The sequence below is a fragment of the Nocardia sp. NPDC058658 genome (genome assembly GCF_042716665.1).
In the GTDB taxonomy this organism is placed as follows: Bacteria; Actinomycetota; Actinomycetes; order Mycobacteriales; family Mycobacteriaceae; genus Nocardia.
Map to the genome: position 1 here is coordinate 1 of NZ_JBHXRR010000020.1, position 18,733 is coordinate 18,733.

The 18,733-nt window shown below is 63.8% G+C and carries 21 protein-coding genes; 8 read left to right on the forward strand and 13 right to left on the reverse strand.

Features of this window, described 5'->3' with window-relative positions:
* Window positions 1-375 precede the first annotated feature (375 nt).
* Together ACFWUP_RS23545 and ACFWUP_RS23550 are read right to left on the reverse strand one after the other, a co-directional pair.
* Complete coding sequence (locus ACFWUP_RS23545) at window positions 376-2,268, reverse strand: tetratricopeptide repeat protein (protein WP_379237685.1); 1,893 nt, start codon at window positions 2,266-2,268, stop codon at window positions 376-378.
* A complete protein-coding gene (locus ACFWUP_RS23550; RefSeq protein WP_379237687.1) occupies window positions 2,265-2,591 on the reverse strand; it encodes a hypothetical protein in 327 nt (108 codons plus the stop codon). The genes ACFWUP_RS23545 and ACFWUP_RS23550 overlap by 4 nt, the downstream gene beginning before the upstream one ends.
* Before the next feature lie 1,023 nt (window positions 2,592-3,614).
* Between ACFWUP_RS23550 and ACFWUP_RS23555 the strand changes: the two genes are divergently transcribed.
* Complete coding sequence (locus ACFWUP_RS23555; RefSeq protein ID WP_379237689.1) at window positions 3,615-4,448, forward strand: HNH endonuclease; 834 nt, start codon at window positions 3,615-3,617, stop codon at window positions 4,446-4,448.
* A gap of 136 nt (window positions 4,449-4,584) precedes the next feature.
* Here ACFWUP_RS23555 and ACFWUP_RS23560 read toward each other — a convergent pair whose 3' ends face one another.
* The 3 genes from ACFWUP_RS23560 to ACFWUP_RS23570 all read right to left on the reverse strand — a co-directional run bounded on the left by ACFWUP_RS23560 (window position 4,585) and on the right by ACFWUP_RS23570 (window position 6,897).
* Window positions 4,585-5,463 carry a hypothetical protein gene (locus ACFWUP_RS23560; RefSeq protein WP_379237691.1) on the reverse strand — a complete coding sequence of 293 codons (879 nt, stop codon included), beginning with the start codon at window positions 5,461-5,463 and terminating at the stop codon, window positions 4,585-4,587.
* Between the two features lie 8 nt (window positions 5,464-5,471).
* Window positions 5,472-5,936 (reverse strand): hypothetical protein, encoded by a 465-nt coding sequence (locus ACFWUP_RS23565; protein WP_379237693.1) that lies wholly within the window; start codon window positions 5,934-5,936, stop codon window positions 5,472-5,474.
* Window positions 5,937-6,147: 211 nt separating this feature from the next.
* Entirely contained in the window at window positions 6,148-6,897 is a 750-nt protein-coding gene (locus ACFWUP_RS23570) for a GntR family transcriptional regulator (RefSeq protein ID WP_379237695.1), read from the reverse strand.
* Window positions 6,898-6,968: 71 nt separating this feature from the next.
* Between ACFWUP_RS23570 and ACFWUP_RS23575 the strand changes: the two genes are divergently transcribed.
* Window positions 6,969-8,072 carry a DUF1152 domain-containing protein gene (locus ACFWUP_RS23575; RefSeq protein ID WP_379237697.1) on the forward strand — a complete coding sequence of 368 codons (1,104 nt, stop codon included), beginning with the start codon at window positions 6,969-6,971 and terminating at the stop codon, window positions 8,070-8,072.
* Here ACFWUP_RS23575 and ACFWUP_RS23580 read toward each other — a convergent pair.
* Genes ACFWUP_RS23580 through ACFWUP_RS23610 form a run of 7 tightly spaced genes read right to left on the reverse strand, consistent with a single transcriptional unit; the run spans window position 8,033 to window position 14,002 of the window.
* The gene (locus tag ACFWUP_RS23580) at window positions 8,033-8,764 is read right to left on the reverse strand and encodes an ESX secretion-associated protein EspG (RefSeq protein WP_379237699.1); all 732 of its coding nucleotides are present in this window, start codon (window positions 8,762-8,764) and stop codon (window positions 8,033-8,035) included. The genes ACFWUP_RS23575 and ACFWUP_RS23580 overlap by 40 nt on opposite strands.
* Complete coding sequence (locus ACFWUP_RS23585) at window positions 8,761-10,245, reverse strand: hypothetical protein (RefSeq protein ID WP_379237701.1); 1,485 nt, start codon at window positions 10,243-10,245, stop codon at window positions 8,761-8,763. The genes ACFWUP_RS23580 and ACFWUP_RS23585 overlap by 4 nt, the downstream gene beginning before the upstream one ends.
* Before the next feature lies 1 nt (window position 10,246).
* Window positions 10,247-10,885, reverse strand: coding sequence for a DUF3558 domain-containing protein (locus tag ACFWUP_RS23590; RefSeq protein ID WP_379237703.1), 639 nt, complete (start codon window positions 10,883-10,885; stop codon window positions 10,247-10,249).
* Window positions 10,882-11,253, reverse strand: coding sequence for a hypothetical protein (locus ACFWUP_RS23595; RefSeq protein WP_379237705.1), 372 nt, complete (start codon window positions 11,251-11,253; stop codon window positions 10,882-10,884). The genes ACFWUP_RS23590 and ACFWUP_RS23595 overlap by 4 nt, the downstream gene beginning before the upstream one ends.
* A gap of 33 nt (window positions 11,254-11,286) precedes the next feature.
* Window positions 11,287-11,907: an LppA family lipoprotein gene (locus ACFWUP_RS23600; RefSeq protein ID WP_379237707.1), complete on the reverse strand. Its 621-nt coding sequence runs from the start codon at window positions 11,905-11,907 to the stop codon at window positions 11,287-11,289.
* Window positions 11,907-13,688 (reverse strand): alpha/beta hydrolase, encoded by a 1,782-nt coding sequence (locus ACFWUP_RS23605; protein ID WP_379237709.1) that lies wholly within the window; start codon window positions 13,686-13,688, stop codon window positions 11,907-11,909. The genes ACFWUP_RS23600 and ACFWUP_RS23605 overlap by 1 nt, the downstream gene beginning before the upstream one ends.
* The gene (locus ACFWUP_RS23610) at window positions 13,685-14,002 is read right to left on the reverse strand and encodes a hypothetical protein (RefSeq protein WP_379237711.1); all 318 of its coding nucleotides are present in this window, start codon (window positions 14,000-14,002) and stop codon (window positions 13,685-13,687) included. The genes ACFWUP_RS23605 and ACFWUP_RS23610 overlap by 4 nt, the downstream gene beginning before the upstream one ends.
* A 123-nt stretch (window positions 14,003-14,125) precedes the next feature.
* Here ACFWUP_RS23610 and ACFWUP_RS23615 point away from each other — a divergent pair, with 123 nt between their 5' ends.
* Both ACFWUP_RS23615 and ACFWUP_RS23620 read left to right on the forward strand, forming a co-directional pair.
* Window positions 14,126-14,737: a hypothetical protein gene (locus ACFWUP_RS23615; protein WP_379237713.1), complete on the forward strand. Its 612-nt coding sequence runs from the start codon at window positions 14,126-14,128 to the stop codon at window positions 14,735-14,737.
* Between the two features lie 320 nt (window positions 14,738-15,057).
* Window positions 15,058-15,465: a hypothetical protein gene (locus tag ACFWUP_RS23620; protein ID WP_379237715.1), complete on the forward strand. Its 408-nt coding sequence runs from the start codon at window positions 15,058-15,060 to the stop codon at window positions 15,463-15,465.
* A gap of 84 nt (window positions 15,466-15,549) precedes the next feature.
* Here the strand turns inward: ACFWUP_RS23620 and ACFWUP_RS23625 are convergent, their stop codons facing one another.
* Window positions 15,550-16,035 (reverse strand): ankyrin repeat domain-containing protein, encoded by a 486-nt coding sequence (locus ACFWUP_RS23625; protein ID WP_379237717.1) that lies wholly within the window; start codon window positions 16,033-16,035, stop codon window positions 15,550-15,552.
* Between the two features lie 227 nt (window positions 16,036-16,262).
* On the opposite strand from ACFWUP_RS23625, the gene ACFWUP_RS23630 reads away from it, so the two are divergent.
* The 4 genes from ACFWUP_RS23630 (at window position 16,263) to ACFWUP_RS23645 (ending at window position 18,730) form a co-directional block, all read left to right on the forward strand.
* Window positions 16,263-16,490 (forward strand): hypothetical protein, encoded by a 228-nt coding sequence (locus tag ACFWUP_RS23630; protein WP_379237719.1) that lies wholly within the window; start codon window positions 16,263-16,265, stop codon window positions 16,488-16,490.
* Between the two features lie 488 nt (window positions 16,491-16,978).
* The gene (locus ACFWUP_RS23635; RefSeq protein ID WP_379237721.1) at window positions 16,979-17,287 is read left to right on the forward strand and encodes a WXG100 family type VII secretion target; all 309 of its coding nucleotides are present in this window, start codon (window positions 16,979-16,981) and stop codon (window positions 17,285-17,287) included.
* A gap of 311 nt (window positions 17,288-17,598) precedes the next feature.
* Entirely contained in the window at window positions 17,599-18,300 is a 702-nt protein-coding gene (locus ACFWUP_RS23640; RefSeq protein ID WP_379237723.1) for a M91 family zinc metallopeptidase, read from the forward strand.
* On the forward strand, window positions 18,275-18,730 hold the full coding sequence (locus ACFWUP_RS23645) for a type III secretion system effector protein (RefSeq protein ID WP_379237725.1): 456 nt from the start codon (window positions 18,275-18,277) through the stop codon (window positions 18,728-18,730). Before ACFWUP_RS23640 ends, ACFWUP_RS23645 begins: the two co-directional genes overlap by 26 nt.
* The last annotated feature ends 3 nt before the right edge of the window (window positions 18,731-18,733 follow it).

The window sequence follows — 18,733 nt, forward strand, 5'->3', positions numbered from 1 at the left end:
GGGAACGCCGCACCGATATCCACTACGGATTCCTGAATCTTGGTGCGGCACTGATCTGTTGGCGACGACTCAGCAATCGAACCTGATAGGAGCTCCAAGGAAGCTCATCGGCTGGGACAGCCCGCTGCTCCAGCCCATCGCTTGGTTGTACACCAGACGCTCGAGGCAAGCCCCACCGTTTGTAATGATCTTCGCCACGACGTCCAGGTCGATGCTCCGCGTGGAGATGGCCTGCCAGAGGGTGCTCGCACTCGCCGCGAAGGACTCCGAGGTGTTCCCGGACCAGCTGCCTTGGAGCCACCGAACACCGCTGGACAGGTTTTCCGACGCCACGTAGTCGTTGATGCCGAGCAGCCGCAATCAATTCGTTTCAGATCAATACGAATAGTCACCCCGTTCGCGCGGTCTGGTGATGGATCCATCCATAGTCACCGATACGACTGAGGGGAAGGTGGATTCTGCGTCGTCGACCCGTCCCGCATCAAGGTAGGCGTAGGCGAGCGATTCGCGGGCGACCCGACTGCTGGGGTGATTTGGTCCCAGGATCCGCTCGTAGTCTGCGAGGGCGGTTTCGAGCAGGGTGAACATGTCGTCGACGCGTTCAGCGGTTCGGTACGCGGAGGCAAGGTTGAGGCGGACGATCGAGATGAAAGGACTACCACCCAGTCCCCAGCGCCGCTCAAGGTCTGAGAGGATATATTCGAGCAAGGTGATCGCGTCGTCGACGCGGTCAGCGGCACCGTAGGCCATGGCGAGGTTAAAGCGGGCTGTCAGGGTCGCGGTGTCGTCTGGCCCCAGGATCCGCTCGCGGGCCGTGAAGGCTTGGTGGAAATGAGCTTGAGCTTCGAATACCGCGCGATCGTTGTATAGGAAAAGCCCGCTGTCATTGCGGATCGACGCGATCGTCAGGGTGGTCGTGTCATCGCAAGTTCGGGTGTTGTTGATGAGATTGTCGATGTGAGGTATCAGGTTTCGCCAGGCCCGCCAGTTCGCCGGATCTTTGCGATCGGGCAGGCTTGTGAGCAAGGTGTCGGCGGCACGTGTGTGGGCACGCGCGATCTCGTCTGGTTGCCGTAGTGCATCGTTCAGGTCAGAGGTGCGGGTGACTACTTGGACCAGTCGGTGGATCGACACCGTCCTGCCGGCGAGGTCTGGGGTGGCCATGCTGTAGACGGACAACACTGACAAAGCTGTGCTACGTGTGAGCGGGTCGAGGTCCGCCGGTTGGCACAAGGCGAGCGGGATGTCGTCGGGGCCGTACCAGGCCAGCATGCGTAGCAGGTCGACTGCGGCGGGTTCGGTGTCGGCGATGCGGTTCAGGGTGACTCGCCAGATTCGGGCGATGGTGCGTTCAGCCGGTGTGTCGAGTCCGCCGTGCTCGAACATTCGCTGCGGGTGGTCAGCGAGCAGCTGCCGGTAGCCGCGCGGGGTGAGGAACCGGTCTTGCGCCAGGTAAGCGCCGGCCTGCTCGATAGCCAGCGGTAGATGCCCCAACTCCTCGCACAACTCGGCGGCGCCGTCGAGGTCGCGTGGCCCGTCGACGGTGGTCAATCGGGTGAGTAGCCGTAAGGACTCTGTGGGGTCGAGCACGTCCAAGGCGAGGACCGTGGTGCCTGGCTGCCAACCGCTGGATCGGCGGCTGGTGATAACGACCCGACCGCCGGTGCCGATCCGCGCCAGCAGTGCGGAGACGAGGGCGAGGTCGTCGGCGTTGTCGAGGATCAACAGCCACCCGGTGTGGCTGGCCAGCCACTGCACCGCTCGTTCGGCGAGGTTGGCTTCGTCGAGCACCTGCGCCACGGTCGGTTGTAGACGTGTCGCCAGTCCGACCAACCCTCCCCTGATCTCGGTATCGGATTCGGCGGTGATCCACACGATCGGTGCGAACCCATGGCGGTGCGTGGCCGCCCAGTGCGCGACCAGGGTCGATTTGCCGATGCCGCCGAGACCGTTGACTGCGGCGACCACCACCGGCCCTGGGGCGGCGAGCGTGGCCGTGAGTCTGTCGAGTTCGGTTGCACGGCCGACGAACTCACCCGGGCGCGCGGGCAGGTTGTCGATCCCGGGCGGGGCATCGATGTCGGCCGGCTGCGTGCGCGCTTCCGATGGCATGTGGATCACCGTGCCGCCGAACGAGATGTCGCCGATCATGGGACCGTTGATAGCCAGCGCACGATCGCCCCTCGCGATCGCACTGTCGGTGACCGGCTGACTCGCGGCGATGTCGTCTGCTTCGCCCTTGGGGTCGGAGCGGTGCCGCCATTTCATGGTGCTGTGGGCCCGTGGTGGTGCTGGGCGCCGAGGGTGATGTCGCCGCGCATGGGCCCGTTGATCGCGATCGAACCACCCTCGGCGTGCGCGCCGGATGTGGACGGGGCGGTGCCCGATGGCGGGGTTGAGGGACCCGGGGATTGTTGGTGGTATAACCACACCGAGGTAGCGACGCCAGCCACTGTCAGCGCGGCCACGATCGCCCACAGCCACCATGGCCCGCCGCCGGTCGCCAGATTCACCGCCACCGCCAGCCCGGTACTCACCGCTCCCGCCACCGTAATCGGTGCCGCCACCGACACCCATGATCCCGAACTCATCCTGCCTCCCCTATTCTCGGCCCGCCGGTCACCGGACGTGTTGCCTGGCAACGGCTTATTCCTAGAATGTCAGCAAAACGCTGCCGTGCCACCTGATCCTGGTTACAGCGACGGCCCAGACTCCGCGATCAGGTTGGAGGCGAGTTCGAGGTGACGCAGGTCGACGACGCACCGAACACCGCAGGTGCGGAATACCGTCATGTCACCAGTCGCTGGATCTACACAGAACGACGCTGGAGACGATGCGGACCAGCGGGCGGTCATCGATGTGCGGCACGCCAGGCGTCCCAGATCTCCGGGCGAAGCTTGCCGCGGTCGGGAACGGCCAAACTGTTCGCGCGGGCTCAAGCCCGGACTTCGGCCGTAGACGGCTCAGGAGCAGTGGGCGCCTGGACGCGCCGAACCGAGATCATGGCCATGTTCGTGGAAGGGCATCCGCTCCCCGCGGTGCAGGCCGCCCAAGAGGGTGCGCAGGGTGGCGACTACTCGGCCGCTCGATCTGCATCAACTGTCAGCTCCGGGAGACCGTAGCCGGGGGCCACCGTGGCACGGTTGCGTCCAACAGCGTGGTGTACGGCTTCGAGCTCCGCGCTGGGGTGGAACATGTCGTCCGTCATCTGTTGCCCCGAATCGGAGCAAACCCACAGTGCCGCAGATCAACTCAGTTAGCTTATCAGCTACGCGGTCATGATCCACGACTGTCGACCGCAGCCAACCTGGCTGCCTTCATAGAAGTCGACGGGATTTGTCCGTCGACCTCCGCTCACCGATGACCTCCTGACACGCGGGGTGCGTCATGCGCGATGATGGTCCTGTGACGCACCGACTGCTACCGCCTATGCGCCGCCAGTTCGGGCGGATCGCACGGGCTTCGTCCACCATTCATCGTCGACAGCGTCTCGTAAGGAGCCATGTGAGCACCCTCTGTGGTTTCATCTGGTCCGACGCAGTTCCAGCATATGAGCGCTCTGGTGCTACTGCAGTCCTGGTCAGTCCGTTCCCAAACATCTCCGTGATGTTCTCATGAGTGCAAACGAAGGTGGGTCTGTGTTTCGCCGCGGCCAGAGGGTGCGAGTTCATGTCGACGGCCTACCGGCATTCGCCATAGTCCGGCATCCGATCCCAAACGACGAGACCGGCGGCGTCGACCTGATTCTGGTCGACGACGACGATCGCCGCTACGAGGTCAATCTCGCCCCCGGCGACACCGAGACTGTCCGTGCTCTCGTCAGCGACGGACGGGCAGATTCCGCCCGCGTCCTGGCCGGGCTGTGGACCCGGTGGATGGACGCTGCGGCGACGAATGCGGAGTCAAGCGCGATGGCATCGACACCGCTCAAGCCTTATGCCCACCAGACCACCGCCGTCTACGGCGCGATGCTGCCGCAACCGCAGTTACGGTTCCTGCTGGCCGACGAGCCAGGCGTGCCTATGACACCGAAGTGGGTGCCACAGAACAAGCTTCGGCGACTGCGGGAAGTCGCGCAGCGGCAGGGCCAAGGCATCTTTCGGGACAATCTTCGCCGCGCCTACGGCGATCGCTGCGCTATCACCGGCTGCGATGTTCCGGCAGTGTTGCAAGCGGCGCATATCGATCCCTATTCCGGCACGGGTACCAACCACATCGGCAATGGTCTGCTCCTGCGCGCCGATGTCCACGACCTGTTCGACCGGGGCCTGCTCTGGGTGACTGCGGCGATGCGCGTCGCGGTCCATCGATCGCTTCACGACACCGAGTATGGATACCTCCATGGTCGCAAACTCCGCCTGCCAGAACGCATCTCAGAACGCCCTCTCAGTGACAAACTCGCTGAACATCAGCGATCCGCGACCCGCGATGAGCGGATGGCTCGCTGACGCTACTTCCCGCCCGCCTCTGACTTGCGCCCAGTTCGTAGACTCGGGCGGGTGAACTCAGCGGTCCAACGCGGACCTCGGATGCACCACAGCAGGACGCCCAGACACGGCGCAATAGGCAGAGCAAGCTCCCACATCAGCGCCTCACCGAGCCTGGAATCGGCACCTCATACCGCGTCAATATCCCACCGCTCGAAGGGATTTGGCGGCGAACCTTGACTCCTGCGGCACAGATTCGCCGTAGCGTGTTGTCCAAGGTTGCGTCGCCGTACTCACGAGTCTCGGCCACTTCGACAACCAACACACCCGGCTCTGCTGGCCGAATCAACCGCACCACCAGCTGCTCGTCGAGCATGTCGACGTTGCCGCTCCACCGTCGCTCGGCCGGGCCGACGATCGCTAGCATCAGCTCGTCGATCGTGTCGGCCAATACCGCAAGCCCCGATCGGGACAAGCACTCCTCACAGTAGAAGCGCGCCATCTTCACGGCAGCGCAGAACGGGCTGACCCGGAATTCACCGAGCACTCCAGTCGGTGAACCGCCAGGACCAGGACGATTCCCTGCGCAAGTCGGCCGACCTGTCCCGACCGCAGGATCGATCCAGACCACACGTGCGTTCAGATTCGCCGAAAAATGTTGCAGAATCGCGGTTTCCGGGATCTCGAGATCTGCGAGGTGATGCAGCGACGGGATCAACACGATTCCGCCACCGGCCGATTCGATCGCTCCGATCAATTGCCACAGCGCGGGAGCTGGCGTCGGGTAAGAGTGCATGCGGTCGTAGTCGTAGCCATGTTCGCGCGCGAGGTCACGCACCTGTTCGGCAATATTCGCGTCGATTCGTTGGTCCAGGAACTCCCCCAGTGACCACAGCAGGCGAATCGGTGACTCGAACTCGACGAACGTCCGACCGGTGGGGTCGTCACATCCGTAGCGCGCCGCGACCTCGGAGATCCAGGTTTCGACCGACCGAATTCTGTTGTGAACCAACGGGCGTCGATAGTAGGCGAACACAGGGGCGTTCATCGGCGGCCTCCGAGAATCGCACCGAGCACCGTCAACATCGGAAGCAAAGCCCCGCTGCTCGGCGGCGCTACCCACCGCCGGTAGCCGTACAGCTCATCACACGGCGAGGGCAAAACCACCCAGGTCGTATCGACAGCGATGTTGCAGAGCAGCAGCGTTTGGCTGAAGGGTTCGATGTCGGGGTGAGGGCCGGGTTTGGTCAGGAATGTCATTCGTGAAGACCGAGGATGGGTGATGACCAGGCTGGTGCCCAGCCGCGTGATTGCCGAGGTGCACAGTGCGGCCGGTGCGATGACTGCCCCGATTCGACCGTCGAGGCAGTGCACGATGATTCGTTCGGTTCCAGGCGCGATCACCGCCGGGAACCCCAGCTTCTGCCGGTAGCGCAGGCAGCGGTCCAATGTTGTTTCGGTCGCCGGGATCCGCAAAGGTCGCGGCCCTGGACGTGATGCGAGCTGCATGCTCATCACCCCTGGTGTCGTCTACTGGACGTTCCGTCGTGCCCTCCACCCCGATCGCCGGTTCGCGTCAGACGTGTGCGTTGACACCTGACTCCGCTTCTCTCCCACCGGCGTACGGAAGGATTGCACAACTGGACTATGCCACTAAATTACCTAGTGGCATAGTCCAGTTGAGCAGGCATCGGAAAAACTCCGGTAGATCGGCCAGGAGTTAGACGGTGATCGGGTAGTCCTGCCGGAACGCCCAACGCTCTTGCGGATACACGGCCTCGTCGAACTCCACCGGCCCGCCTTCGGAGTCGAATACAACGAGCCAATAGACCAGCACGGCAGACGGATTCGGTAGACCGAGCGCCAGTCGCTCTTCGTCACCAGCCAATCGCGCAGAAACCTGGTCACGAGCGAAAGCTCCACGCAAGCCGAGCACCTCGACGAGATGAGGGACGGTGCCACCGCGAAGCCGCTCGGCCACCAGCAGTTTCGGCGCAACCTCAGTCGTGACGGCCGGGAACCAGCTCGTCGAGAGCTCGGTCGGGCCGCTGGCTTCGTTGCTGATCACCCGCTGCCGTTTCACAACGCGCTCGCCCTCGCCAAGGCCCAACTGGGCGGCGACGTACGCCGGCGCCTCTACGATGCCGACGAACGGAAACTCGACACGCTCGACGTCGGAATACATCGTGCCCATCGCCGCAGCCCGCTCGTACCGCTCACGCGCCCGCGGCGCCGCAGGACTCACATCCCGGACGAACGTGCCAGCACCTCGGCGAGCCTCGACGAAACCCTGCTGCCGCAACGCCTGCAACGCTTTCGTCGCGGTGGGACGAGCCACCCGCCACATCGCAGCCAAATCACGCTCGGAGGGAACCTCGGCGCCCGGCGGGAGGTCGCCGCGTACGATCTGATCGCGCAGGTACCCAGCGATCTGCAGGTACTTCGGCAAGACCACTTCGATTTCCGGCAACCCGCATCCTTCGTTGAGTACCATATGCCACTAGCCAGTGTACGGGTTACAGATAGGTCGACCACGCAGCAATGACGGCAATCGCGATCGCCGCAGGCGGAGGTGGCGACGCGGTCACCGCAGCCGTGCTCGCCCGGAAGATGCCGGACCTCAATGTTGCGGCGATCATGAGCTACTCCTGGGACCGGCTGCTCATCGACCCGACACCTGGCCCACGAGGCTCCGCAGACTTCGACGGCCTGATTGATCGCGGCGGAGTCTACGAACTCACCCCCACCGCGGGTCTACGCACGGGTGGCCAGTCCACACTTCCCCGACTCTCCCAACACATCGACCTGCCGATTCTGCTCATGGATATCAGCGCGGGCACGGCAGGGCTCGCCCACCAAATCAGCAACGCTGCCGCCGCGTTCAATGCTTCGGACCTGATAGTCGTCGACATCGGTGGCGATATCGTGGCGGTCGGCCACGAGCGGGGCCTGCGGAGTCCGTTGGCAGACTCGGTAGCCCTGGCCGCAGCAGTGGAATCCGGTCTCCAATCCCAGGTCCTCGTCACAGGAATCGGACTTGACGGCGAGCTCTCCATCAGCGAGGCCAGCGACCGACTCATACACCTCGGCGCGCACGACGTCGCGGTCCTCACACCCACAGACGTACTCGGGCTCGATCCCATATGGTTCTGGCACCCGTCAGAAGCGAACGGACTGCTCGCCGCAGCCGCCACCGGCTGGCGCGGCAGCGTTGAAACCCAGCGGAATTGCGTCGTCCAGCTCGTTGATGCCGTCACGCACGTTTACCAGGTAAGCGCAGAAGCTCTCGCGGAAGATTCGCTGGCGGCACTCGTCGCGTCCTCAACCACACTGGTGGAGGTCGAAGAACTGCTACGCGCCCGCCGCGGCTACAGCGACATAGACATCGAACGCAACCGTCTGACGAACCGCTCAGCGACGCGGACGCCCGGCCCCGAAGTGCTTGCCGAAATCGACCGATACGCAATCGATGCGGCACATCGCGGCATCGACGCGCTCACCGTCCGCAGGGTCATCGAGCTCGCGGAAGCGACCGACATACGGGCCTCCACCTCGCTGCGCGAACTGCTTTCGCGTGAGCGACCCGGAAGCTTCCAGCCGCCGTTCTACACGGTCCGCCCGTGCCGATCAGGTCCGGTCAGCTGACGAAGGCCGTCGACGAACTGCTGGTCACCACACGGATCGATGTAAATATCTTCACCTCGGCGGGAGTACAGGTATCGGCCGTCGCCGCGGACGTCGAACCAGCTCACGAACCTCGGCGGTGAGGGTCGCGATGTCTGGCAACCGCGGCTGATCTCGACGTGCCCGCTGCTCGTGCGGGGCGCTGCCAGTAGCTCGCGCATTCGGATCGACTCCCGGCTCCGACCCGAGGTCCACGAGTCATTCGGGTCGCGCCCCTGCAAACGCACCATGCTTTCCACCAACCGGCCCGCGCTACCAGCACCGCTGCTGCCCGCGACCGAGGCGACCATCCGCGCCACGATGTTGACCGAGCCGACGTGAATCGACACATCACCACCACGCTCGTCGGATACACCGGGATGCTGCACGACCGCGACCCCGATATCGGACACGATCGCACCATAAGCACGGATCGGTGACCGACGCAGACCTATCACCTCGACCTTGGTTTCCGGTTCGAAGATCGTCCGCAGCACCGGGACAAGGTCCGCATCGCCACGCACAGGTATCCGCGAACGGAACGACGCCTCCAGCGCCTCCCACTCCGACTGATACCGGGTCGAGCTCAACAAACTCAGCGGCGCCGGATACCGATCAGCCCCGAATTCCTGTGCCACATAAATGAACTCGTCAGCCGTGAAACGCCACTTCATCGAGGCTGCTCGCCCCGTTGCGCTGGTGTCGCGCTCCAGTCGTCCTGCGCCGGTTGATCAGCCGCGAAGGCGGCAGGACCAGCCGACTCTGCCACGTCGTCGCGTCGCACAGTTTCCCATTCGCCGTCCGGGATCGGCCCCGCATCGATGCCGAACACCGCTGGTGTCGTCGGCGTCCTCGGTCCCATCAGCTCGTCGGTGTTGCGTTGGTTGATCATCCATTCCGGGACGCCCTTGTGCTCGCCGTCCTGATCGCCCTGCCGTCGACCGGCTCCACCGGCCATCCCTGGCATCCCACCCATTCCCGGGGTTGTCCGCCCACCTGTACCCCCAGCAGCGCCACCGCCGGCACCGACCGCACCAGGTACCGCGGGACTACCCGCCACAGGGCGCCCCGCAACCGGCACACCAACCCCGCCTTGGACACCCGGTGCGCCTGACCCTGCGCCGCCGGGAATTCCGGAGCCGCCCGGCGACCCAGGATTTACCGAACCCGGCACTCCCCCAGCGCTGTTCGGCGAACCTGTACTCGGCGTACCAGCCGTGGTGCCGGTATCGGTGCCCGCAGCCGTCGTGCTGCCGGCATCGGCGTTCGACGACGACTCCTGCGTATCGCCGGTGCCACCGCTGTTGGTGTCGCCGTTCGACGAACCGTCACCGGCATTCGACTCTGCGTTCTCACTACCCGGCTGGTCGCCCTGGTTCGATTGGTCCGGCGTACCCGCGGACGAAGGAGCACCGGTGTTTTGCGGTGACCCTGTCGATAGATTCGAATTCCCCGGTACGCCGGGCACATTCGCCCCGTCACCGGGTTCTGTGGCCGTGCCGAAGGTCGGTACGCCCTGCCCTGCCGGTTTGTAGTTCGGGACGTAGTGGTTCGTCATGGCCCAGACAGCTTCCTGGTGGGCGTCGCTGGCAGCCTGCGTGGAGCCGATGCGAACCGCTGGGTTCTCCAAACCGGGGACAAGCAACACCGACGGGCTGGTCCCCGATGGTGGCGCAGGCACCGACGCCTTCACCGCCTCGGCCGCGAGCGCAGCCGACTCGAGCCGCCACCCGACACCGTTCGCGACATCCTGCATCCCTGACATTTCGCCGACGTAGCGGTCCAGAGCCGCCAACATCGCATCAGCCGACGCACCCTCCCACCCACTCGCCGCCGACTTGCGCACCTTGCTACCAAGCGCCATCGTCGCGAACTGCATCCCGGACCCGATCAACTTCCACGCCTCCGCCGACGCGGCGATAACACCGGGCTGCATCTGCTGGGCGTGGTCGTAGATCTCTTGATGCGGACGGCTTTTGAAGTCTTCGAGGTTGCGAATGTAGTCCGGGTCGTGCTCGGCGTTGGTGGCGGATTGCGCGAGCTCACCGGCCCGCTTCCGGGTCGTGGCCGCACCCTGATTCGCAGCGAGGACCTCCGGGGTCTGACCGGTCATCGCCGCGATGATGCCCTCAGGGGTCATGCCCGGGCCGGTCACGTCAGTTCTCCTTGCCGATGGACGGCTCGAGGACCGTGGCGATCTCGACGATGTTGTCGCAGGACTGCATGCCCTTCGTCCGTCCGGACGTGTGTGTTCGAACGGTAATGCCGAAGTAGCCGGCATTAGTCTGGAGATCAATGGAGCAACCCGATGAGTCGTCCTTCTTGGACTTGACGGCTAGGCGCCCGTTGATGATCAACTCCTCGGTATCGCCAGGGTATTTCTTACGAACCTCGTCGAGGGTGACGTTTCCCGACTCCAGTGCGAGAACGGCATCTTCACCTTGTTTGAAATTGCATGTCAGGAAGATGTTTTCGGCGACCACATCACTGCCTCGCCTGCGAGAACCCGGGTCGAACCCTGCTTCCTGTATTGCCGAATCAGCAACCCAGGTGCACGGATCAACAACGACCTTCGGTCGCGAACTCGATTTGGTGTATTTGTTGTCCTGCAAGGGCGGCTGCAAATTGGGTGCCGTCAGTGTCGGTCGAGCAGCAGCGGATGGTGATGCCACCGGTGATTCAGTGAGCTTCGCGGGGTCGCGATTACCCTCGCCGCCAGATGAGCACGCTGCCAGCACTGCCGCTGTCATCACTGCCGACGACACTACGAGTGCGCGCCGATTTGGTTTCTTCACTGTTCAGGCACCTCCTTTGCAATCGCGTTCTGAGCGGCCGCGTTCGCAGCATCGACCTCGCCGAGGAGTCCTGCGGCTCGGTAGATTGCAGCGGCCATCTGGTGCGCGACACGTTCTGCGTGGACGAGGGCGTCGTATCCCTGGTCTGCTTTTGCTTCGAACCCTGCCTGTAGCTCTCCTGCGGATTCGAACCCTCCGAAACCCGCCAGCCGTCGTTGTTCCTTTATCTTGTCTTGGAACGCGACGAGCCGATCGGCATACCAGCTGAAGTGACCGGCACACTCGCGCGCGGCTTCCTCGGTCAGGACGAACGTCCCCGCTTCGGCTGCGGCAAAGAGCTGTCTGGCGTAAGCCGGGTCAGCGCTCACTAGGGGTCCAATCGTTGGAGATCGAATCGGAGGTCATGATGTGGGGCGAATCGATGTGCTGAGCTGGGCCGCAGGCAGGTGACAGTCGGTACTTACGCTGATGATCGCCCGTGCCTGCGGGTTCGTGTTACTTATCCCTAGACCGAAATCGCTATCGACGTCGGAGAGCCGAAGCGATTGCTTGCCGGGAGTACTATCGTCCACCTCGATGAGCGGAATTTCGAGGGCCTGAGCCTCGGCGATAACGCGCTCGCGAACAAGAATCCAAACATCGTCCGGAATCTTCCGTGTCCCAACCTGCGACCGACCGTTGATCCGCTTGCCATCAGTGATATACCGAGGGCAGCTGCCCACTCCACTACTGGGGCCCTCGGGGAATGCCACGGTAGGAGCACCCTCGATAATTGCCGCTGCGATTCGATCAATCACGAGCTTCGATCTTGCGTCCACACTCTCGAAGCTGCTTCGCCCCTGCATCTCCGCCACGAACTTTTCGGTCGCTTGCCGCTCGTCACTCTTGTCGGATTCAATGTCGACAAGAGCCCAAATCCACGGACCGAAGTAAACGGCGGTCGTGGCCGCTAAGACGACGAGAACCGCGACAAGGCCGACCCTCATACTTCGGGCATTGTCAATCTTCTTGAACTCGCCCATCAGCGCGCACTGCCCGGAGCGATCGCGTTCTCAGGCAATCCCGCGACGATGGCAGCCAAGTTATATCCGCTACGATGCAACTCACCGGTCTTCCCATCGACGCGACCGTACTCGGAATGGCCGCTGGCACCAGTGAACGTCGCATCTCCTTCAGGGCCTTCTTTGCCTCGCGGAACTGTCACTTCGTCGGTACTCAGATGCGTGACCCAAGGCATTTCATTCGGACTTCGCCCAAAGGCGTTGAAATGGCCTACCTTTTCGTCCCGTTCCGTCATCTCGAAGACGTGGCCCGGCTGTACTCCCAGGTCCGCTTCCGACTTGACCGCATCGTTCAAACCACCGAACGCTTCATTCCACGGCCCCTTGAAATTTCCCATTTCACCGCCGAGCCCCGGCGATCCGTAGAACACGACATCATCGACCACGCCAGCTTTCTCCTGCAATGCAAGACTGGTCGCCAGAGAACCGTAAGAATGTCCGAGCGCGGTGATATGAGGATCGGTATTCTGATTAGCGACATCGAGACCCTGGTAGAAGTTCGACAAAGGCACAGCGGCCTCCTGCGCGCGACCTTCGAGTGCCACAGTCACGTAGCTGGGGTCTGCTTGCGGCGGGTCATAACCCACCCACGCCACAGTGGCAATCTTGTCCTCGGAACTGCCCAGCTGATCGGCAGCCTCATTCCGCAACGCGGCGGCCTCGCCGACCATCGAGCCCAACGAATCACGCACGTTCGATGTCAATCCCGGCGTCGTCACCGAGATGTGGTCAGCGGTATCAGGATCTCCCACCGCGACGGCGGCCCGCACTTGGCGTCCCCCGGTCGTGTCGAGCATCAACAGCTTGCGGGGCTGGCCTTCGGCGTTCGGATCGAGCGACTTCGCGACGGCGTTCACATCATCGAGGTTCTTCTGCTGCGTCTTCAGCACCTCCGCTAAATGCTGGTCATTCGGGTCAGCGGCGAGCTGTGCGGCTGTGGTCGCCACCTCGGCCTTGAGCCTGGACGTCTCGCTCGCGAGATAGTTTCTGTTCGATTCGTCCCGCACGCCTGCTGGTAGCCCGTCGAGACTGCCGATAGCGGCGGACTGGGTCTTGATTGCCTCCGCCTGCTGTTCGGGTGTCAGCGAGTCCCAGTACTTCCGATTCTCTTCAGCCGTACCACCTTTCGGCGGTGAAGGTACGGAGACGGGAGCCTTCGGCAGGGTGCTGTTCTCGAACTTGGCATCGTCGGGCAGACCGGCGAACGCGGCCTTGATCGCATTGGTCGCCACGGTATCGACATCAGCGGCGTTGGCCAGTGCTCGCTTCAGCACCGCGGTGCACGCGTCTGCGTCCGTGTACAACGCCGCGATCGCGGTGCTGTACCGATCCGCGTCACCACCGACAGCGGAGTACAGAATTCGCTTGGTGACCTCGGTGATCTCGCAATGACCGTTGGGCAAGACGTCGAAGTACTTGGGTGCGGCTTCGGCATTGGTCTTCGCGTCCGCTACCAGCGTCTTCGCGACCTGATAGTTCGACGCGGCGAACATCGCCGTCGTACGGCCCTTGTCCAGCGCGGTCAACACGACCAACGACTGTGCGCGCACCGTCTCGAACCGAGTGCGCATCGCCTCGCCCGCCGAGCCCTTCCACGTTTCACGCGAGCCGTCGACCGCTCGCCACTGCTCGTCCATCTCTGTACGAAGCTCGGTCGCTTGCCGATTCCACTCGTTCGCCAGCGCCGTCAGCGACTCGGGCTTCCAAGCCAACACCTGCGCGACGGTCAAATGCTTGCTCATTTGATCCCGCCGCCCACCCGAGTGATGCCGTCGGCGTTGGCTTGATCGCGTTGCTGGAAGGCGATGATCGCGGCGACCGTCAACCCACCCAACTCAGCCAACGCGGTACCCGCGGACTGCATCGACTTATCGGCAGCACGTGCTGCGTCCTTGCACGCCCAGGCAATGTCACCGCCGGGGAATGCGTCGAGCATCCCGTCCGGCAGCGCACCACCCTTGCCGATCACCTGAGTGTCCTGGCCCGCGGTCCCCAACCCATCGGCCAGCACCCGCGCGGCGGCCGGGTCCAGGTCGAGATCATCGTAAGCGCCCACAGCAGTCCCCCACCTTCTCGGCAAAACCCCTGGAAAGCGCCCCCCAGGTGCCGTCACTCAACCGTGATCATTCCGCCGCCACCTTATACTCTGGGTCAACGCGACGTCGAGGGGAGATAAATCGTGGGCGACATCGATCCGATGGCCGACAACGTCAACCACCTGCAGAATTCGCTCGGCACGCCATCCGCCGTCCGCTCCGACAGCGACCTCGTCCGACTCGAGGTCGGCCCGGACGGGACGATCCGCAACGTCCAACTATCTGCCGCAGCCAGAGCGCTGACGCCCGACGCTCTCGTCACCGAGATCGTCCGAGTACACACCGCGGCCATCGAAGAATCCCAGAAGGCGATCTCGGCCGCCATCGCCGCACTCGAAGCCGACCCGCGCCTCGCCGCACTCACCGAACGCAAGGCCGACGCGATCAACCAACCCCTTCCCGAGGTCCGGTCGGCGCCGCCCGTGCCGACTCATACTTCCGCACCGGCCGCTCGCCCAACCCCGCCGCAGCCGACTCCGACGCCACCTCCTCGACCCGCCGTCCCACCGGCACCATCGCCCTACGCTCGCCCCGCCACCCCCAGGGCGTCCGCACCAGCTGCCCGATTCGACAGCGCTCCACCACCACCTCCACACGCGGCCGAACAGCCCCGGACCCGAAGTCGTCAGCCGACGCAGGAGGAAGAAGAAGAGATGGACCGGTACTACAACCGCAAGAGCTGGCTCGAGCATTGACGCAGTACCACCGAGCATCCCCGGTGGGCAATCCGCGCATCAGCCACCCGGTAGGTAGATCTACCCAGCCCGACCACGCACGCTCCCCCATCCCGCGACGCCCCGCTGCCCCTACTGTCACCGACATGACCGACTACGCAGCGGCACCGGGCTCACCTGTCCCACGCATCCGAGGCAGAGACCAGCCCGCAGACGGAATTGCGCGCATCCCCCACAGCTGAGTCCACCGGCTACCTCGTAGCACCCCGACGCCGCACGACGCGCTGACCGCGCCACTCACCGTGGGGTCGTGCACATCGACCTCCACCAAGGACATAGCCATGACCTACCACCCGAACGTGAATCCACCGAACTCTCCGCACAACTCGAACCCCCGGGAGCGCCAGGCGCAGAATCGGCGGAGCAGTAGGTGGCTCGCGCTCGATGTGGGCCTGTCGGCAATCCTGTGGACGCTGCCGTTGGTCTTCATCGCGGCGACCCTGGTATTTCCCGGTACCTGGATCATCGTCGCGGGGTCACAGGACTGCCAAGCGTATCCAGCAACGTGCATGGAGCCATACGACATTCTTCAAGAGCTGGCGCTCGGCACCGCCGCCGCGGTCGTCGTCGGGCTTGCCGGCACGGCACTGTGCACACGGTTGCGGTGGCCCCACCTCCCTGTCGCCGTGATCGGCGCCGCGATTCTGGCGTGGACATGGATCGCGGCGTTCGGATTCGCATTCTCGTGACACCACCTGAGGGGGCGTCGCGCGAAGTTGCCGTTGCCAGGACTGTAGTTGCGTTCCGGCGCTTCGGATTTCACCCCAGCTCAGCTATTGGTGGCTGTTCCCGGGAGGAGTGGTCGACCCGGCATTGGGCCCACCGAGCAAATCAGCGAAGACGGCCCTGATCAGGGGCTTGTTGTCGACCGCAGCGACCCGACCGAGCGGAGTTTGGCCGAGGTGGTTCGCGATGGTGGGGTCCCCGCCCCGATCGCGCAGTAACTGCACGACCTGAGGTGTGGTCCACGGGCTCCTCACCGCGTACTCCAATGCCGTGTTTCCTTGGTCGTCTACGGCGTTGACGGCAGCTCCCGCGTCGAGCAGAGCCCGCACCGTTTCGACGCTGTCGAATTGGGCAGAACCGTGCAACGGCGTGAATCCGGCATAGTCCCGGTCGTTAGGGTCCTGCCCCTGGGCGAGCAACTCCCTTACTCGGTCTACGCCGACGGCTCCTCGCGCATCGACGGCGGCATAGTGCAACGCGATTCTGCCCCCACGGTCGCGGGTGGCCGGCGTCTTCTTGTCTCGTTTCCACATGGGTTCAGATCCCTGCCTTGGCGATTCGTCACGGTGGGCGGTGGTTGCCGCATTCTCATCACAAGCCCGGTCACGGCGCACCGACCTGGCCGATCAGTCTCCACGACGGTGCGCACAAGCCAGCAATACCGATCTGGTCGAAATAGCGTTTGCGACAACGGGCGAGGAGCCTTCACCCTATGATCGCCCCGGCACTGAATGCACCCGGCCAGGAGGCGTGAAAACGGATGAGCGCGAGAGGACCTCGCAAGAAGTTGACCATCGAGTTCGACGAACCCCTCGATCCGAAGCTCTACGCGAATCTGGCATCACTGGTGTGGATGCAGCTACGCACGATCGCCGACGCGGCCGACTTCGAGTTCACGGTGCACCACGACGGTCCGCCGTCGATGAGTACCCAGTTGAACCAACACTGGGATCAGTTCGCCCAGCAAGCCCAGTGGGAAAACGAATAGTCGGGTTCTCGTGCGCATCTCAAGTGGCGGGGTACCCACCCGCACAACGGGATTCCGAACATCGCGGGCTGACTCGACGAGGTTCTCGACGCATCACGTGCGCTGTGCCGGGCTCGGCGAGAGTGTCAGACTTCCGGAAAAGCCATGCGGTACCGTGCCTGGAGGGGTTGGGAACTCGATTTCGAGGGGGCTGTGATGCTGAACGTGAATCCCGACGAGCTGCGAGGCCTGGCTTCGTCGATGGAGTCAGTCGCCGGCGCGCTGGACGCACTCGAAGTCCGGACCGCGGCGAACGCCGTCGGTGCCGCGCTGCCGGCGCGGACCTCGCCGATATCTGCGCCAGTTCCGGAGACGTCACCGAGACCGCGTTCCGCCGAATGGGCGCCCGGTGCCGCCGAATCTCACAAATCGCCAAAGGCAACGCCGACACCTTCGAGATCACCGACATCGAGTTCAGCAAGCGCATCACCGCACTGGGCGAGGCGTAAATGCCAACGCGCGCCGAGGTCAACCAGTGGAATCCCACGCTGCTCGCCGACGCTGGGCAGCGGATCCTGACCCAGAACCAGGAATTCATCTCCGGTATCGACCGGTTGCGCACCGACATCCGATCCGCGGGCTCGCATTGGGACGGCGACGCGTATTGGGCCGCCTACAACCGAATCGGCGAGGACCACGACGCGGGTACCAAACTCGCCCAGGAAGTCACCGCCCTCGCCGAGGCGATGATCGCTGGTGCCGGCACGATCACCAGCTACCGGGGTGTCGTGATGGCTCGAGTCGGTGATGCCGAATGAGCTGGTTTCACGGTCGGCGACGACTGGACCGTGACCACCAACGACACTGCCAAAGACAACGATCGCAGTGCCCACCAGAACCTCATCGACCAAGCCCGCAACGAGCTGACGACCGCCGTCACACAGGTCAACCGATCGATCACCGAAGCTCGAGATGCGGTACGCACCGCGGATCCGCCCTCGGTGACGATCCGACGGCGCTCGGCGCGAAGCCGAATATCAGCCGCGACGGTCTGTCGGTAATCATCGAGACCACCGACGAAGACGACGTCATCACCGTCGACCACGACCCGAACACCAAAGTAGCAACCGTGACGGTCAACGGCGAGAAACAGACCTTCACCGGCACCGACGCCGAGAACATCGTCATCAAGTCACGCGGTGGAGATGACCAGATCACCGTCGCCAACGGAACCACAGTCGGCGTGAAAGCCGAAGGCGGCGAAGGGAAAGACACCCTCTTCGGCGGCAAAGGCCGTGACTACCTCGACGGCGGTGCGGGCCAGGACACCGTCCATGGCGGTGAGGGCAACGATGTCATCTACGGCGGCGCCGACGACGACAGCCTGCTCGGCGGTGAAGGTGACGATTACGTCGAAGGCGGGTCGGGCAACGACAAGATCGCTGGCCACGTCGGCAATGACATCCTCTCCGGTGGACTCGGGGACGACTTCATCGAAGGCAACGAGGGCAGCGACAGAATCTATGCCGGCGACGGAACCGACGACGTCGCAGGCAGCGGAGTCAACACCCCAGCGAACGCCGACGACAAAGACACGATCTACGCGCAAGAAGGTGTCGACACCATCAATCGCCACGGCGACCAACCCACCGTCGTCAATATCGAGCTGACACAGATCCCGGACAAGATCGTCGTCACCGGGTCACCGGAATTCCAAGAACGCGTCCGCAGCGACCTCGAGTTCATGCGGTCATCACCGACCGGTCAGCAGATGCTCGCGAGTCTCGCCAACACCGACCACACCCGTGACTATCGTCGAAACCAGCCCTGACCGGAGTGCGGCGAAACCGGCGGATTGGAACCCTGCCCATTACGACGAGGCAACCGGCACGCCAGGTGCCGGAACGAGCACGACGGTGGAATACGACCCACAAACCACCGATCTGGGCGTCGATAACCAGAAGAACCCTTGGGGTGATACGACAACGCCATCCGTGGTTCTTTACCACGAGTTGGCACACGCCAGTGACCTCGCACACGGAACTTTCCGAGGTGGCAGTTACGACGGCGCGGACACGATCGACTCCAACACCGGCGGCATTCGTGACGGCGAACGCGTCGCTGTCGGGCTACCGATCGACCACGACAACAACCCGTCGACGCCTGAACAAGTCGTGCCCGAACACCCCAGCGCATTGACCGAGAACGCGATGCGCACCGAACTCGGATTGCCGCTGCGCGAACACTACGACCACCAATGAGCA

Coding starts and splice junctions, on each gene's coding strand:
- ACFWUP_RS23545 (WP_379237685.1), bottom strand. CDS start 2,268: ATGAAATGGCGGCACCGCTCCGACCCCAAGGGCGAAGCAGACGACATC.
- ACFWUP_RS23550 (WP_379237687.1), bottom strand. CDS start 2,591: ATGAGTTCGGGATCATGGGTGTCGGTGGCGGCACCGATTACGGTGGCG.
- ACFWUP_RS23555 (WP_379237689.1), top strand. CDS start 3,615: ATGAGTGCAAACGAAGGTGGGTCTGTGTTTCGCCGCGGCCAGAGGGTG.
- ACFWUP_RS23565 (WP_379237693.1), bottom strand. CDS start 5,936: ATGCAGCTCGCATCACGTCCAGGGCCGCGACCTTTGCGGATCCCGGCG.
- ACFWUP_RS23575 (WP_379237697.1), top strand. CDS start 6,969: ATGACGGCAATCGCGATCGCCGCAGGCGGAGGTGGCGACGCGGTCACC.
- ACFWUP_RS23580 (WP_379237699.1), bottom strand. CDS start 8,764: ATGAAGTGGCGTTTCACGGCTGACGAGTTCATTTATGTGGCACAGGAA.
- ACFWUP_RS23600 (WP_379237707.1), bottom strand. CDS start 11,907: ATGGGCGAGTTCAAGAAGATTGACAATGCCCGAAGTATGAGGGTCGGC.
- ACFWUP_RS23605 (WP_379237709.1), bottom strand. CDS start 13,688: ATGAGCAAGCATTTGACCGTCGCGCAGGTGTTGGCTTGGAAGCCCGAG.
- ACFWUP_RS23620 (WP_379237715.1), top strand. CDS start 15,058: ATGACCTACCACCCGAACGTGAATCCACCGAACTCTCCGCACAACTCG.
- ACFWUP_RS23625 (WP_379237717.1), bottom strand. CDS start 16,035: ATGTGGAAACGAGACAAGAAGACGCCGGCCACCCGCGACCGTGGGGGC.
- ACFWUP_RS23630 (WP_379237719.1), top strand. CDS start 16,263: ATGAGCGCGAGAGGACCTCGCAAGAAGTTGACCATCGAGTTCGACGAA.
- ACFWUP_RS23635 (WP_379237721.1), top strand. CDS start 16,979: ATGCCAACGCGCGCCGAGGTCAACCAGTGGAATCCCACGCTGCTCGCC.